Raw genomic sequence first — 14000 nt, 5'->3', positions numbered from 1 at the left:
ATGGTGACGACGGTCGAGCGCAGAGACGTGAGGCGGATGGGGTAATCCTCTGTGTTGCCTCGTCATATTCGACGCTCAGAGAGTCGACGCCGTTTGAAGGGCCAGTTCGCCCTGTGAATATAAACGACGTAGGTAAACAGGTGACCATCAACATCTTCTCGAATGCAAAACCAGTGTAACGGACGGGTCGCCACTAGGCTTTTACCCAAGTGGACGGAGGCGGTATGAAAAAGCACCGCAATTTCAGTGACTTACATAATGTTCGTTACCACGTCAAGCTATGCCATAACGAAGGCGAAAGCGACTCATGGCAGCTCTTCGAGGGTCAACCTGAACCGGAAATGCAACAAACCTATCGCGAAGTCATCACCCGCCGGAAATACGAGTTACTTGGAAGCATCGATTCGCCCGACTCGACGGAGACTCAAGTCTTCAGAAACCATCTCTCCACGCTTCACTCGTTTCTCGCCTTCTTCGGCAAAACCGAAGATTCATCGGTTGGACGGGAGATGCTGCACAGCTTCGACGACAAACTTCAAGCGTATTTGGACTCATTGAGCGTGGCGCCTCGAACCAAAAGCGACCGACGCAGCCATCTTCGTGCCTGGCAGCGTAGTCTGATGGATGCCCGCCAACCCATTTCACTCGACGCCGCAGCCCTGGAATCGGTGGCCGCGACGTCGTCCAGCAGCTTCCACCTGAAACTTCGCGAAGCAATCTCCGCTTCAGGACTTGCGCCCAAGACAATCGCCAGGCGAGCCGGCGCGTCTATGCCGGCCATCCAACGCTGGATGAAGGGTGCGTTCCCGAACCGCCGGGCATTTCCATCCGTTCATCGCATCGAGGCTGAACTGGGGATGCCGCGAGACGCACTACTCGCCTTGGTCCCACAGATATCGCGCGAAGCACAGGCTCGAAGTTCTCAGATTCACAAAATCAAGATTGCCTACCGAGAACGGCAGCGTGAAAACACTAAGAATCAATACATCTTGCATGGGAGCCAGTTGACGACAGATTGCCTCAAGGAGTGGGACGACTTGTACGACTACAAGACCGAACGAACCCCTCGCCTTGAGCGCTCAACCCGAGGGTCCTGGCGAGTGCTCCCCCTTGAGAAGATTGTAGAGAAGCTTCCGCCTTATGCACTCCGTGGCAACAGGGGATGCGTAGCCGCCAAAATCACGATGAACATGTTTCGCAGTTTTGACGGCTTTCTGGCGCTCCCCAAAGACCGGGGTGGCCGCGGTGTTGCGCTTAACGATGCGCAAACGCTCGCGTGGCTGGCTGTTCCCAAAGCCATCGACAGCTACCTCGATTTCAAAAGCGACCGCTCAGGTGGCCTGATTCATAAAGGTCACGAAAACTTTTGCAAGATGGGCGCGTCTATGACCCACCCGCAGACAGGGTATCTGACCCAACAACCAGACTTCGCGAAAAAGCTGCCCGACGGAACACTCAGCGACAGTTGGGGAGTTACCTGTGCCAACGCTTATCGGCTTTACCGACGTTGGATGCAAGATGCCAAAGATACTTCCCGTAAGCCTTACGAGCCTATCCAGGGCCTGCTCAATCTGGCCGAGCCGCTTGGGCCTCTGGTGCGTGCCGTCGATGAACTCGACCAACTGGCAGCCCAAGCGGCGCCTGGCAGTTTGGCCGAAGCGAGATACAAGCGGGATGCACTTCTTCTGTCAATGCTCATGGCGAATCCGCTTCGGTCACGCAACTTCAAACTGATGACGTGGAACGAAAACGGCACGGGCTCGCTCTATCAACGTGAGAACGGACAATGGCGCTTGAGATTCAGTGCCGGCGATTTCAAGAATGACCGGCACGCCAAAAAAACAGATTACGACGCGCCGCTTCCCAGTGCCTTGAGTGACCGAATCGAGGAATACCTGTTCGATTACCGGCCACGTCTCGTGAGAGATAATCCTGCGTGTGCCAAGGTCTTCCCCGGACAAACAGGCAATACCTTTCACGGCTTGAACAAGCACGTATTTCAAATTACGCAGCGTCACATACCGGAAACGCCTGGCTTTGGCCCGCACGCGGTTCGTCACCTTGTGGCAACCGACTGGTTGCGGACGCACCCCAATGACTTTCTCACGGCGGCCCAACTCCTTCATGACAAACTCGAAACCGTCTTGAAGGACTACGCTCACCTTAGACAGGATGAAGCCTTCGCCCGCTTCGAGGAGCATTTAAATGCAGTGGGCCACGCGATGAAGAACTGAAGCGGCCATTCACGCATGTGGCGCGCTTCGCCTGTCTAGATGTTGTCACCCAAAGCCGTCTGTTCCGTGCAGAACGGACGGCTTTTGCTTGATTTCCTGGACGCTACCACCCCGGGCCGCTATACAGAGAATGTGTAACAGCCGCGGCTGCTCACCTCCGTGCATTCTCACGCAGCACGTACGTCGAGGCGACGTAGCGCGTCGGCTCGGTTGCTGGCATTCGAAGCAACCCTCCTCGACGGGCCCCACGTCACACGGTCTCAAGACTCCGAAGGTCCTAGCAAGTCACCGACGTTCCTCCCCTGTTGCCCGCAGGGCTCGACTTCTTTCCGTGGCAAAATGCATCCGGTTACGCCACAAGCTACGAGAGGCTTGCAACGCCTCCGAAAATCGAAAGCAACAATAAACGAAGGAGAGAAGCCGTCTTGAAGCCCAAAGTCTTTATCGGTTCCTCGGTTGAGGGCCTTGATTTCGCTCAAGGAATTGCCGCTAGTCTGGACTACGCTGCGCATGCGGTCCCTTGGCCGGCGACTTTTCCTGCCAGCGGAATGACAATTGACTCGTTGCTCGAAGAGTTCGCAAGGAAGGATTTCGCGGTATTCGTGTTTTCACCAGACGACGTTGCCAAAATTAGAGAAACGGAGTACGCGGTAGCGCGCGACAATGTGCTTTTTGAAGCCGGTTTGTTCATGGGCGTGCATGGGCGGAACCGAGTGTTTATCGTTACCCCGCGCGGCACGGAGAAGCCCTTCCACATCGCTAGTGACCTTCTTGGTTTTACGTCCATAGCTTACGACCACGACTGGGCAAAAGACGAGAGCATTGCAGCGGGGGCTAACCCGGCGTTTCTCATCAAGTCGGCCATCCAGAAGACTGATTGGTCCACGCAGCGACTCGATATAACGGGCAAGAAGGTATTCTTCCAGGATAAATCAGATACGGGCGTGAATATCACGTATAAAACGAAGCTGTTCTTCAACGTTTCTAACAATACGAACTGGCCGGTGGTCGTCGAGTCGCTCGAATTTGACTTTGGTAAGCATGTGCCGTGCAAACTTGCCAACATCTATGGCAAGCGCGGTGCGAGCGTTCACAAGCCGGAGTTTCACACGGGTGTAAAACACGACAGAACGCTGGACGACTACAAATCTGTCTGTCACCTCTATCCCGGTGAATCCGTGAATGCGTGGGTTGCATACGAGCCCGATACCGACCCCGTCACGCACGCAACTCAGCTCAATGCACTTGCGACAAGCGACAAGCTCGCGACGTGGACCTATTCGTGCGCGTGGGACGGAGGTCGGCCCCGCGAATACCGTGAGAAGATGTAAATAACGTCCGACGCCGGAAGCGCCGCGAGAAGTATCTCTCAAACCGATTGTAAATCCAGGCGCGGCTGCTACCCGGACCTGCTATGCTGAAGTTGTGTAGCAGCCGCAAAGCCAGACTGGACATGGCTCCCAGTTCACGAGCCGCGAATCCCTGATTCGCCACCAAATGCAAAAAGCCGCTGATCCGAAAGGTTCAGCGGCTTTTTTCTTTTCCGGGCTCGCTTCTCGCGGCACCCCGCCAGGCCGCGTTATGCCTCTGTCACAGCAAGCACGGCCGGCGAACAGCATCCAAAGATGCGGCGTGAACGCCATGATCAAATAGTCCACGGCCGCGCCCGCGAGGGACATGAGCAGCACCGGCCGGCGGCCGTAACGATCCGACAGAACACCGAGGACGGGCGCGAAGACAAACTGCATCAACGCGTACAGCGCGAGCAGCGCGCCGAACAGCGAGGACACCTCGTCCGTGCCGCTCATCGAGCGGAGCAGACTCGGCAGGATCGGAAAGATCAGCGCGATGCCCGCCGCGTCGAGCGCGACGGTGGCAAAGATCACGACCAGCGGCCGGCTCATGTCCGGCGGGTCACACCATCAACGTCGAGTTCACCGCATCCACCTCCAACGCGGTCGCTTCGTCGTCCTCGATCGTCGCGGCCGCCGAGTTCAGGAGGTCAGGCCGCTGACGTTGCGCTACGGCCAGAAACGGATCATGGGGGATCGGATGCCAGAGCCAATACGCCTCCGGCCGCTCTGCAGTGAACTCGGCGATAGTGGTGGCGAGCCTTTGGGTGAGATCGGAAGCCGCAGAATGCTTAGGCATCGATGCGTGGTACTCGATCGGATCGAGAATGTTCATCGAAAAGCCCTGCGCGTCCCGGCGCGTTGCAAAGCCCGCAAGGATCGGCGTTCCGGACCGCGCATACCTCGCGGGTCCAGGCGGATAGTTGAACTCGGCATCATGCGCCATGGCAACGATTCCTTTGTATTTGGCGCTTGGGTAGACATCCACGACCATCAATACGACATCATTGTTCTTCAGAGCCTTCGAAATCTCGGCTCCGGTGTGCCTTCGCCCAATCGCTATCGGTGTTCCGCGAGCGGCATGCCGACCTGCATAAATCCAGCGTTCGGTGGGCGTCGGCTTATGCCCGATCGAATAGACGAAGCCGATGTTGAATCCTCGATCGATGAGATGCGCCACGAACAGTTCGATGCTGCCTATGTGGGGGACCGCAAGGATGCAGCCGTTACATGATTTCGACAGAACCCGAGCGAGACGGTCCAGAGCCTCGTCGGGGATATCGACCTCGACGTCCAGCGCTCTGCATCTGTCGTGGCGCAAGTTGCTGAGATCGAAGAGGACGGTGACCCAGGCTGCCAGCCCCTCGATCACATGGTCATTTGTCGCGGTGCCACCGCGGATGATGCTTTGGCGAAGGAACATGTTGTCGACCATTGAACTCGGCCCGCTGGCGATGACTTCAGCAATGTCTCGCGCGAGAGATGGCTGACGTGCCACGGGGACAGCCGGCGCCAGGCGGTCGACGAGGTTCACGACTGCGGTTTGGATGTCTCCGCGCCCACGCGGCAGTGGCGTGATAGCGTCGGTGCGGATCGGTGGGACGAGCACGGGCTCGTGGATTGTGGAGCTGATCATTCCTTTTTCCTTGCGTGACACACCGAATTCGGGATTCTCAGTCGAGTGCGTCGCGAAATCGCATATTGACTGCTAACGCCGGCTTTTCGTGCAAAGCGAGGCTGCGCGACATTCGCTGACATAAAAATTCAGGCAATCCTGATACAAGCCCACCCAATCCCCAAACGCAGTCATCGCCCTATGACTGCCCTAAGCCTGTCTTGCCACACTTGCGCCCATCCCAATCATCTCGACAGAGAGACCACGATGAACGCGCTATCGACGACATCCCCACCGACAAGCTGGCCAAGCAAAGTCCCCGAAATCGCCCTGTCCTTTTGGATCATCAAGATCATGTCCACCACGGTCGGCGAAACGGGCGCCGACTTTCTGGCGGTCAATGCCGGCTGGGGCCAAGGCATGACTCGCGCGGTCATGGGCGCACTGCTGGCCGCCGCCCTCTTCGCGCAGTTGCGCACGCGCCGCTACACACCTTGGATTTACTGGCTGACGGTCGTCCTGGTTAGCGTCGTCGGCACCCAGATCACCGACTTGCTCACCGATGGTCTCGGCGTCAGCTTGTACGTCAGCACATCGGCGTTTGCCCTGGCGCTCGCCGTCATCTTCGCGGTCTGGTTTCGCGTGGAGCGCACGCTCTCCATTCACGACATCGTCACGCGCAGCCGCGAGCTGTTTTATTGGGCCGCCATCCTCTGCACGTTTGCGCTCGGCACGGCGGCAGGCGACCTGGCGACCGAAGCCCTGAGCCTTGGCTTCGCCTGGGGCGCCGTGTCGTTCGGCGCGCTGATTGCCCTCACGTATGCGGCCTGGCGCATGGGCGGCAATGCCGTGCTGACCTTCTGGCTCGGCTACATCCTGACGCGCCCCTTCGGCGCCGCGCTCGGCGATTTGCTGACGCAGGCCAAGACCTACGGCGGCGTCGGCATGGGCGCGATGTGCACCAGCGCCCTCTTCCTGACCGTGATCGTGATGCTGGTGGCCGTCGAGCAGTTCAGCACCGGTGGCCGCCGCAACGCGCAAGCCATTCAATAACCTCCCTTCCATCACTCGAGGAAAAAGTCATGCGCGACCTTCTTACGCTCGTCCGTCCCATTGCCGCAACGTCGGCCATCGTGTTCCTGGCCCTCGCGGCGGGATGCTCCAAGTCAGCAAACACGGTTGCGGAAAGCACAGCTTCTGCGGCACCTCAAACCAGCTCAGCCGTCGAGGCAAAGACCGCCTCCAGACTGGGCGACTTGACCGCGTTTCGCAGCATTGCCGCCGACGTCGCCGCCACAGTCGACAAGGGCAACCTTCCTGCAGCCAAGGCACGGATCAAGGACTTGGAGGTCGCATGGGACTCGGCCGAAGCCGGCTTGAAACCGCGCTCGCCGCAGGACTGGCACACCGTCGACAAGGCCATCGATCGCGCACTGGCCGCGCTGCGCGCCGACGCCCCCACACAGGGCGACTGCAAAAAGGCCATGTCGGATCTGCTGAAAACCTTCGACACCGTCGGATAAACAATCAAGGGGTGACAACGGGATGGCGGCGCACGCATAGCCCCCGTCAGGTCAAGCGCAGCACGGGCTTCGCCCCGAGCGAGTTCCTGCAGCGCTTCACCGAGGACAAATCTTTCCGGGTGTTTCGGCTGTGGGCGTGATGCGCCTTCCGGCGGGCGGCACATTTCTCCGATGAAAGCCCGCGTAACTTCAATTAACAATGACTGGCCGAAAATCGTATAGGCACGTCAATTATAAAAATTGCATTGCCATCAATCTAAATTCAACAATTAACCTGCAACAATATTTCCAAAGAAAGTTAGAGAAATATTATTCGATATTACATCAACACGATACGCCGATATCCGTGTTATTCTGGCCGCGCTGATTTACCAGAAGAGTCTTTGAATCAGCCAGTTGGGGCGTACCCGCGAAAGCAGGTACGCCCCGTTTTTTGCATCCCATTCGCATCCTTTTAATCGCAATATTACAAAGAAAGAATCTGAAAACAGCAAAAAAGCAACACCAAATCAATTTAATAAAAGTATTGAGATATTCTCCGCAACTCGATAACAACCGCTTGACGGTTAACGGAGAAAAGATGAAAAAGATCGCATTGTCCAGCCTCTCGCTGGCCATCCTCGGCACGGCCGGTGCGGCGCATGCGCAGAGCAGCGTCACGCTGTACGGCTTGATCGACGCCGGCATCACCTACACCAGCAATCAGGGCGGCTCGCACAACTTCCAGGAAACGAGCGGTTCGGTGAACGGCAGCCGCTGGGGCCTGCGCGGCTCGGAAGACCTGGGCGGCGGCCTGAAGGCGATCTTCACGTTGGAAAACGGCTTCAGCATCACCAACGGCAAGCTCGGCCAGAACAGTCTCGAGTTTGGCCGGCAGGCATTCGTCGGACTGTCGAGCGACCAGTACGGCGCCGTCACGCTCGGCCGCCAGTACGATTCCGTCGTCGATTACCTGGGCCCCCTCGCGCTGACCGGCACCGGCTACGGCGGCACCATGGCTGCGCACCCGTTCGATAACGACAACCTCGACAATTCTTTCCGCATCAACAACTCGGTCAAGTACCAGAGCGCGAACTTCGGCGGCCTCAAGCTCGGCGCGCTGTATGGCTTCTCGAACGAATCGGGCGGCTTCGCGACGAACCGCGCGTACAGCTTCGGTGCGTCTTACAACTACGGTCCGTTAAATTTCGCGGCCGGCTATCTGCAACTGAACAACTCGGGCACCTCGCTGAATTCGAGCGGCGCAGTCACCGCCGACAGCACGTTCACGGCCGGCACGCAACGCACCTATGGCGCAGGCTTGAACTACACGTTCGGCCCCGCGGTCGTCGGCCTCGTGTTCACGCAGACCCACCTCGACAACGCCACCGGCATCGGCGCATCGGCCTCGGGCACGTCGAGCGGCTTGACGCTGACGGGCGGCAGCGCGCGCTTCACGAACTACGAAGCGAACGCGCGCTACAACATCACGCCGGCGTGGTCGGTCTCAGGTGCTTATACGTTCACCGACGCGCGCCTCGACGGCGTGAGCCCGAAATACAACCAAGTCAGCCTGCAGACGGCATACGCGCTGTCCAAGCGTACCGACGTCTACCTGATGGCCGTGTACCAGCACGTCAGCGACACGGGCAATTCCGGTATCACGGCGGATATCAACGGCTTGAGCCGGTCGTCGACGGACAGCCAGGTGGCCACGACGATCGGCTTGCGCCATCGCTTCTGACGCCGGTCTCGCTGCGCCTGAAGCATGGGAACCCGGCCACGCGCCGGGTTTTGACTTTCCCGCACCTGCCGCCACGTCCGCCCACAGCGACCTGCGCCCCATTTCCTGACATCAAATTCAGGCAATCCTGATACAAACCCGCCCTTTAGTCGCCCCGCCCGGCTGCCGTATACGCCGTTGTGTATGACCCGAATCGGCGCCTGCCATCGGCGGACACCCCGCGTGACCAGCCCCAGGCAAGCCCCGTAGTCGAAACTTCCGGCTAGCGAGAAAAAGGTGGGGAAAGATTTTGCGAGAAGCGCGGCTTCGCGCGCCCCCGATTTCAGCCGCGCCGCATCAGATTAGGTTCAAGCCGGGTCACTGAAATGCGTCTTACCAGATTGATGCCGAAAAGCCGAGGGGAGCACAGCGTACTCATGCGCTCCCAGTTCGAGGCATTTTCGAGGCAGTTGCCGCTGCTTTATCTGATTCTCGTCATCAACAGCCTCGCGGTCGCTTTCACCCACATCGGGAAAGCGCCCGCGCTGCTCTGCGAGTACATCCCGTTCACGCTCTGCGTCGCATGCGTGGTGCGTCTGTGGATCTGGTCGCGGCGCAGGAAGCTGATTGCCTCCTTGAACGATCGCCAGATCGCCCGGCGTCTGACGAACACCATCTGGCTGATCGTCTTGCTCGGCGGCTTGTTCACGGCGTGGGGACTGAGCTTGTACCGCTACGGGGACGCGTACGAGAAGGCCCATGTCGCGTTCTACATGTCGATCACGGTGATCGGCTGCATCTTCTGCCTGATGCACATGCGCACGGCGGCACTGCTCTTGACGGGAATCGTGCTCATCCCGTTCGCGCTGTACTTTTCCACGACCGGCAATCCCGTGCTTATCGCGATCGCCGTCAACATGGTTCTGGTGTCGATAGCGATGATCAAGGTTCTCCTGACCTACTATCGAGACTTCTCCAACCTGGCGCGCTCGCAGATCGCGCTCGAGCAAAAACAACACGAACTCGAAGCCCTCAACGCGGAAAACCACAGGCTCGCCAATGCGGACAGTCTGACCGGACTCCCCAATCGGCGTCACTTCCTCAGCCTGCTGGCGGACCGGTTCGAAAGCGGCCCGCTGCCGGAAAGCCGCTTCGCGGTGGGCATCATCGATCTCGACGGCTTCAAGCAGGTCAACGACCTGCACGGCCATGGCGCCGGCGACAGCCTGCTCGAAGAAGTCGGTCGTAGACTTCTGGCCTTCTCGAACGCGCAATTGCTGATCGCGCGCCTCGGCGGCGATGAGTTCGGCTTGCTGATCCGGAGCATCGACACGGAGCAGCAGCTGCTCGATGTCGGCTCGGCGATCTGCCATGCGTTGCGCAAGCCCTATGAGCTGCTGCGCGCGACGGCGCGAATTTCCGCGTCGATCGGCATCGCCATGTTTCCGGAGGCAGGCAGAACCTCGGAGCAGCTGTTCGAGCGCGCGGATTACGCCCTTTACTACGGCAAGGAAAATCGGCGCGGACACACCACGATCTTCTCCGGGCAGCATGAAAGCCGCATCCGCGAGTTCGGCAGCGTCGAGCAGGCACTGCGTCAAGCCGATCTCGAGAAGGAAATGGTCCTGCACTATCAGCCGATCGTCGATGTCAGGACGCGCGAAATCAGGGCCTACGAAGCGCTCGCGCGATGGCACAGTCCGGTGCTGGGCGACGTTGCGCCGAATCTGTTCATCCGGGTCGCGGAGAAAAGCGATCTGATCCATCAAGTGACGGCCGTGCTGCTCGGCAAGGCCCTCGCCTACATGACGCAGCGCGACCGGCGCATCCACGTGTCATTCAATCTTTCGGCTCGCGATATCGCGTCTCCCGAGGCGGTGGAGAAGATTCGGGAGACGGTGCGGAAAAGCCGTGTCGATGCCGGCAGGCTCACGTTCGAAATCACCGAGACGGCGGTGGTACAGGACTTCGAGCAAGGGCGTGCGGCGCTATCCGAGCTGAAGGCGCTAGGCGCGAAAATCTCGCTGGACGACTTCGGGACCGGCTACTCGAGCTTGCACTACATCCACCAGTTGCCGTTGAACAATGTGAAGGTCGACCGGAGCTTCGTGGAGCATATTGCACAAGACACCGCTGCGCAGGGCATCGTGCGCAGCATCGTGGAGCTGTGCCGCAACCTGGGGCTCACGTGCGTGATCGAGGGCGTGGAGACGGACGAACAGGTGGCCGTGCTTCAACGGCTCGGATGCACGTTCATGCAGGGCTATCACTTCGGCAAGCCGGCCCCGTTCGAAACCGTTCAGTCCCAGCAGTTCCGAAACGCCACGGCCGCAATCACCGGCACGCAGACCACGAGCGGAATCGCGAAGATCGGCAACTCGGCGTAAATCATCCACGCCAATCCAACGGCAAACGTCGCCAGCCCGACCAGCACCGAAAGCACGTTCAGCATGCGCTTGGACGGGCCCTTCTTTGCCGGCGGCTTCGCCGTTTGGGGTTCTGCTGATCCAGGGTCCATCGTCGGCTACCTATCGCGCGTCAGCGCTTGTAGTTCAACTGTTTTATTGATTCGCGGTCTGTTCGCGATGGCACGCATCTTTTCACGAACCGCAGACATCGCGCTGTTGCCAAGCGTACGGTGCCGATGCTGTAAGTAAAACGATCCAGGGTCTGCCGCACGTAAACCGTGCTGTAAAAAGCCGGTTCAACGATCCGACCGCTTCACGACGAGGCGATGAATCACCTTGCCCGACGACGCGCTCACGTCCTCGCGATCGAGCAGCACCGTATCGCCGGCGCCGATTTCACGCATTACTAGGCGTTTATCGAATGCCGAGTAGAGGCGGCCGCGCTTATCGCGCTCGGACTCGCCTTCGGTCACCCGCCAGCTCAGATACAAGGTGCCGCCCGGCTTCAGGATGTCGCGCAAACGCCGCACCGCCGGCCCGATGCGTTCGGGATCGAGATGCATGACGACGGTCTCGCACAGCACGTTTTCGAACGTGCCCGGCGCGATGTTCGCCAACTCCGGCAAGCGGGCGATATCGAAGCGCAGCTTGGGATAGCGCATCCTGGCCTCGCTCAGCAAGCCTTCGGACGCGTCGTAGCCGCACGCATCGAAGCCGTTCGCGGCCAGCCACGCGACGTCGCGCCCCGCTCCGCAGCCGATGTCGGCGGTCGGTCCCGGCCTGAAGTATTGGCTCAGCAACCGGTACATGTCGTCCGGGGCGGGCTGGCCGAGCCAATCGTCGGCGAACGACGCCGCGGCGTCGTCGTAGGCCGCCAAAGTTTTCTTGTCCATCGTCGGGCTCTCTTCAGGGGTCTCGAGGGGGATCTCGGCGGATTGTCGGCGAAATCAATTTGCCATGCTCGACGCGGCCGCCTATTCCGGCGCGAATGTCAGCCTTCGATCCGTCCGCGCGTCGTGCCGAGCAGATCGGCCATCGCGCGGCGCGCGGCCTGCGCGTCGCGTACCTTGATCGCGTCGAACACGGCCGTGTGCTCGGCAAGCGACGCGTTGAACACGTCCGCTCGCTTCGCGTTCAGCCTCAGCTGCCCTTCGAGCGTGCGCTCGATCAACGCGCCGAGCGGCAGCAGCAACTCATTGCTGCACGCGTTCAGCACGCTCAAGTGAAAGCGCAAATCGGCGCGCACCCATTCGTCGACGTTCTGCGCCGCGGCCATTGCCGCGTGCGCGTTTTCGATGACGCTCAGCGTCTCCTCGGAATGCGCGCGCGCCGCCAGTTCGGCCGCGAACGGCTCGATCATTTCGCGCATCTCCTGGAGCTTGAGCGCGAACGCCATCGGCTCGGCGACGCGCGCGTACCAATCGAGCAAGTCCGCATCGAGCAAATTCCACGCGATGCGCGGCCGCACGCGCGTGCCGACCTTCGGACGCGATTCGACGAGCCCCTTCGACGTCAGCGTGCGCAGCGCCTCGCGCAGCACGGTACGGCTCACGCCGAACGACTCCATCAGTTCGGCTTCGCGCGGCAGCGTCGATTCGGGCGCGTAGTCGCCGCGCAGGATCGCCGTGGCGAGCAGATGGGCGACGCGCCCGTGCAGATCGTGCTGAATGGTGTCCTCCGGTGGTGGGCCGGCGTCTGCTTTCACTCGCCGGGACCGCGATTATCAGGTATCGGGACGCAGCCCCGAGCACTTGACCTCGAAGCCTTCACTCCGAATAATACTATTAATACTATGGAATGCCGCGATTTGCGATAGGATAGACGCTCGGCATTCCACCGTCACTCTCAGGAACAGGAGACACCCGCCCATGAAAATCACCAAGCTCGAAACCTTCGTCGTTCCACCGCGTTGGCTCTTTCTCAAGATCGAGACGGACGAAGGCGTGGTCGGCTGGGGCGAGCCGATCGTCGAGGGGCGCGCGCACACCGTCGAAGCCGCCGTCCACGAGCTCGCCGACTACCTGATCGGCAAAGACCCGCTGCTGATCGAAGATCACTGGCAAGTCATGTATCGCGCGGGCTTCTATCGCGGCGGACCGATCTCGATGAGCGCGATCGCCGGCGTCGATCAGGCGCTCTGGGACATCAAAGGCAAGCACCACGGCGTGCCCGTGCATGCGCTGCTCGGCGGCCAGGTGCGCGATCGCATCAAGGTCTATTCGTGGATCGGCGGCGACCGTCCGAGCGACGTCGCGAACAACGCGCGCGCGGTCGTCGAACGCGGTTTCAAGGCGGTCAAGATGAACGGCTCGGAAGAGCTGCAGATCGTCGACACCTTCGACAAAGTCGAAAAAGTGATCGAGAACGTCGCTGCTGTGCGCGAAGCGGTCGGGCCGCACGTCGGGATCGGCGTGGACTTCCACGGCCGCGTGCACAAGCCGATGGCGAAGGTGCTCGCGAAGGAGCTCGATCCGTACAAGCTGATGTTCATCGAAGAGCCGGTGCTGTCGGAAAACGTCGAGGCACTGCGCGACATCGTCAATCAGACGAGCACGCCGATCGCGCTCGGCGAACGGCTCTACTCGCGCTGGGACTTCAAGCACATTCTGGCGGGCGGTTACGTCGACATCATCCAGCCGGACGCCTCGCACGCGGGGGGCATTACCGAATGCCGCAAGATCGCGTCGATGGCGGAGGCGTACGACGTCGCCGTCGCGCTGCACTGCCCGCTCGGCCCGATCGCGCTCGCGACGTGTCTCCAGATCGACGCGGTCAGCTACAACGCGTTCATCCAGGAGCAAAGCCTCGGCATCCACTACAACCAGGGCAACGACCTGCTCGACTACATCAAGAATCCCGAGGTCTTCCGCTACGAAGACGGGCTCGTGTCGATTCCGCAGGGCCCCGGGCTCGGCATCGAGGTCAACGAAGAGAAAGTGCGCGAGATGGCGAAGGCCGGCCACCGCTGGCGCAACCCGGTGTGGCGTCATGCGGACGGCAGCGTCGCGGAATGGTGAGCGCGGCGTGACGCGCGCCCGCGTTACGCGGGCGGCGTCTCAGTTATGTAACGTTACGGGCGGATGGGTCGCGCGCGTCGCTTGAGCGGCTCGCACGCGACGCCCATCAATATCGCGCGAGCCTTGCCGCCTGGGGCTTGCGCGCTCAC

At 60.2% G+C, this 14000-nt stretch carries 10 protein-coding genes and 1 pseudogene; 7 read left to right on the top strand and 4 right to left on the bottom strand.

What is annotated here, in order from left to right:
* The first annotated feature begins 224 nt into the window (after positions 1–224).
* Entirely contained in the window at positions 225–2234 is a 2010-nt protein-coding gene (locus FAZ95_RS03015) for a site-specific integrase (RefSeq protein WP_137331095.1), read from the top strand.
* Positions 2235–2659: 425 nt separating this feature from the next.
* Positions 2660–3565 carry a TIR domain-containing protein gene (locus FAZ95_RS03010; RefSeq protein WP_175425505.1) on the top strand — a complete coding sequence of 302 codons (906 nt, stop codon included), beginning with the start codon at positions 2660–2662 and terminating at the stop codon, positions 3563–3565.
* Positions 3566–3799: 234 nt separating this feature from the next.
* Here the strand turns inward: FAZ95_RS03010 and FAZ95_RS39860 are convergent.
* Together FAZ95_RS39860 and FAZ95_RS03000 are read right to left on the bottom strand one after the other, a co-directional pair.
* Positions 3800–4138 (bottom strand): annotated as a pseudogene (locus FAZ95_RS39860) (MFS transporter); the annotation flags it as partial.
* A gap of 10 nt (positions 4139–4148) precedes the next feature.
* Positions 4149–5222, bottom strand: a complete 1074-nt coding sequence (locus tag FAZ95_RS03000) for an LpxL/LpxP family acyltransferase (protein WP_137331092.1) — start codon at positions 5220–5222, stop codon at positions 4149–4151.
* Positions 5223–5468: 246 nt separating this feature from the next.
* Between FAZ95_RS03000 and FAZ95_RS02995 the strand changes: the two genes are divergently transcribed.
* From FAZ95_RS02995 to FAZ95_RS02975, 4 genes are all read left to right on the top strand, one after another.
* Complete coding sequence (locus FAZ95_RS02995) at positions 5469–6254, top strand: COG4705 family protein (RefSeq protein WP_137331091.1); 786 nt, start codon at positions 5469–5471, stop codon at positions 6252–6254.
* 29 nt (positions 6255–6283) lie between these two features.
* Complete coding sequence (locus tag FAZ95_RS02990; RefSeq protein WP_137331090.1) at positions 6284–6724, top strand: hypothetical protein; 441 nt, start codon at positions 6284–6286, stop codon at positions 6722–6724.
* A 580-nt stretch (positions 6725–7304) separates the two neighbouring features.
* A complete protein-coding gene (locus FAZ95_RS02980) occupies positions 7305–8447 on the top strand; it encodes a porin (RefSeq protein WP_137331089.1) in 1143 nt (380 codons plus the stop codon).
* A gap of 416 nt (positions 8448–8863) precedes the next feature.
* The gene (locus tag FAZ95_RS02975) at positions 8864–10813 is read left to right on the top strand and encodes a putative bifunctional diguanylate cyclase/phosphodiesterase (protein ID WP_254699791.1); all 1950 of its coding nucleotides are present in this window, start codon (positions 8864–8866) and stop codon (positions 10811–10813) included.
* 317 nt (positions 10814–11130) lie between these two features.
* Here the strand turns inward: FAZ95_RS02975 and FAZ95_RS02965 are convergent, their stop codons facing one another.
* A complete protein-coding gene (locus FAZ95_RS02965; protein ID WP_137331086.1) occupies positions 11131–11727 on the bottom strand; it encodes a class I SAM-dependent methyltransferase in 597 nt (198 codons plus the stop codon).
* Positions 11728–11825: 98 nt separating this feature from the next.
* On the bottom strand, positions 11826–12539 hold the full coding sequence (locus FAZ95_RS02960; RefSeq protein ID WP_137331085.1) for a FadR/GntR family transcriptional regulator: 714 nt from the start codon (positions 12537–12539) through the stop codon (positions 11826–11828).
* Between the two features lie 163 nt (positions 12540–12702).
* Between FAZ95_RS02960 and dgoD the strand changes: the two genes are divergently transcribed.
* Positions 12703–13851, top strand: a complete 1149-nt coding sequence (dgoD, locus tag FAZ95_RS02955; protein ID WP_137331084.1) for a galactonate dehydratase — start codon at positions 12703–12705, stop codon at positions 13849–13851.
* The last annotated feature ends 149 nt before the right edge of the window (positions 13852–14000 follow it).

The sequence above is a fragment of the Trinickia violacea genome, from assembly GCF_005280735.1.
Classification (GTDB): Bacteria; Pseudomonadota; Gammaproteobacteria; order Burkholderiales; family Burkholderiaceae; genus Trinickia_A; species Trinickia_A violacea.
Note: the sequence above shows the minus strand (reverse complement) of the source record. Positions and strands in the feature narration are given on the sequence as shown.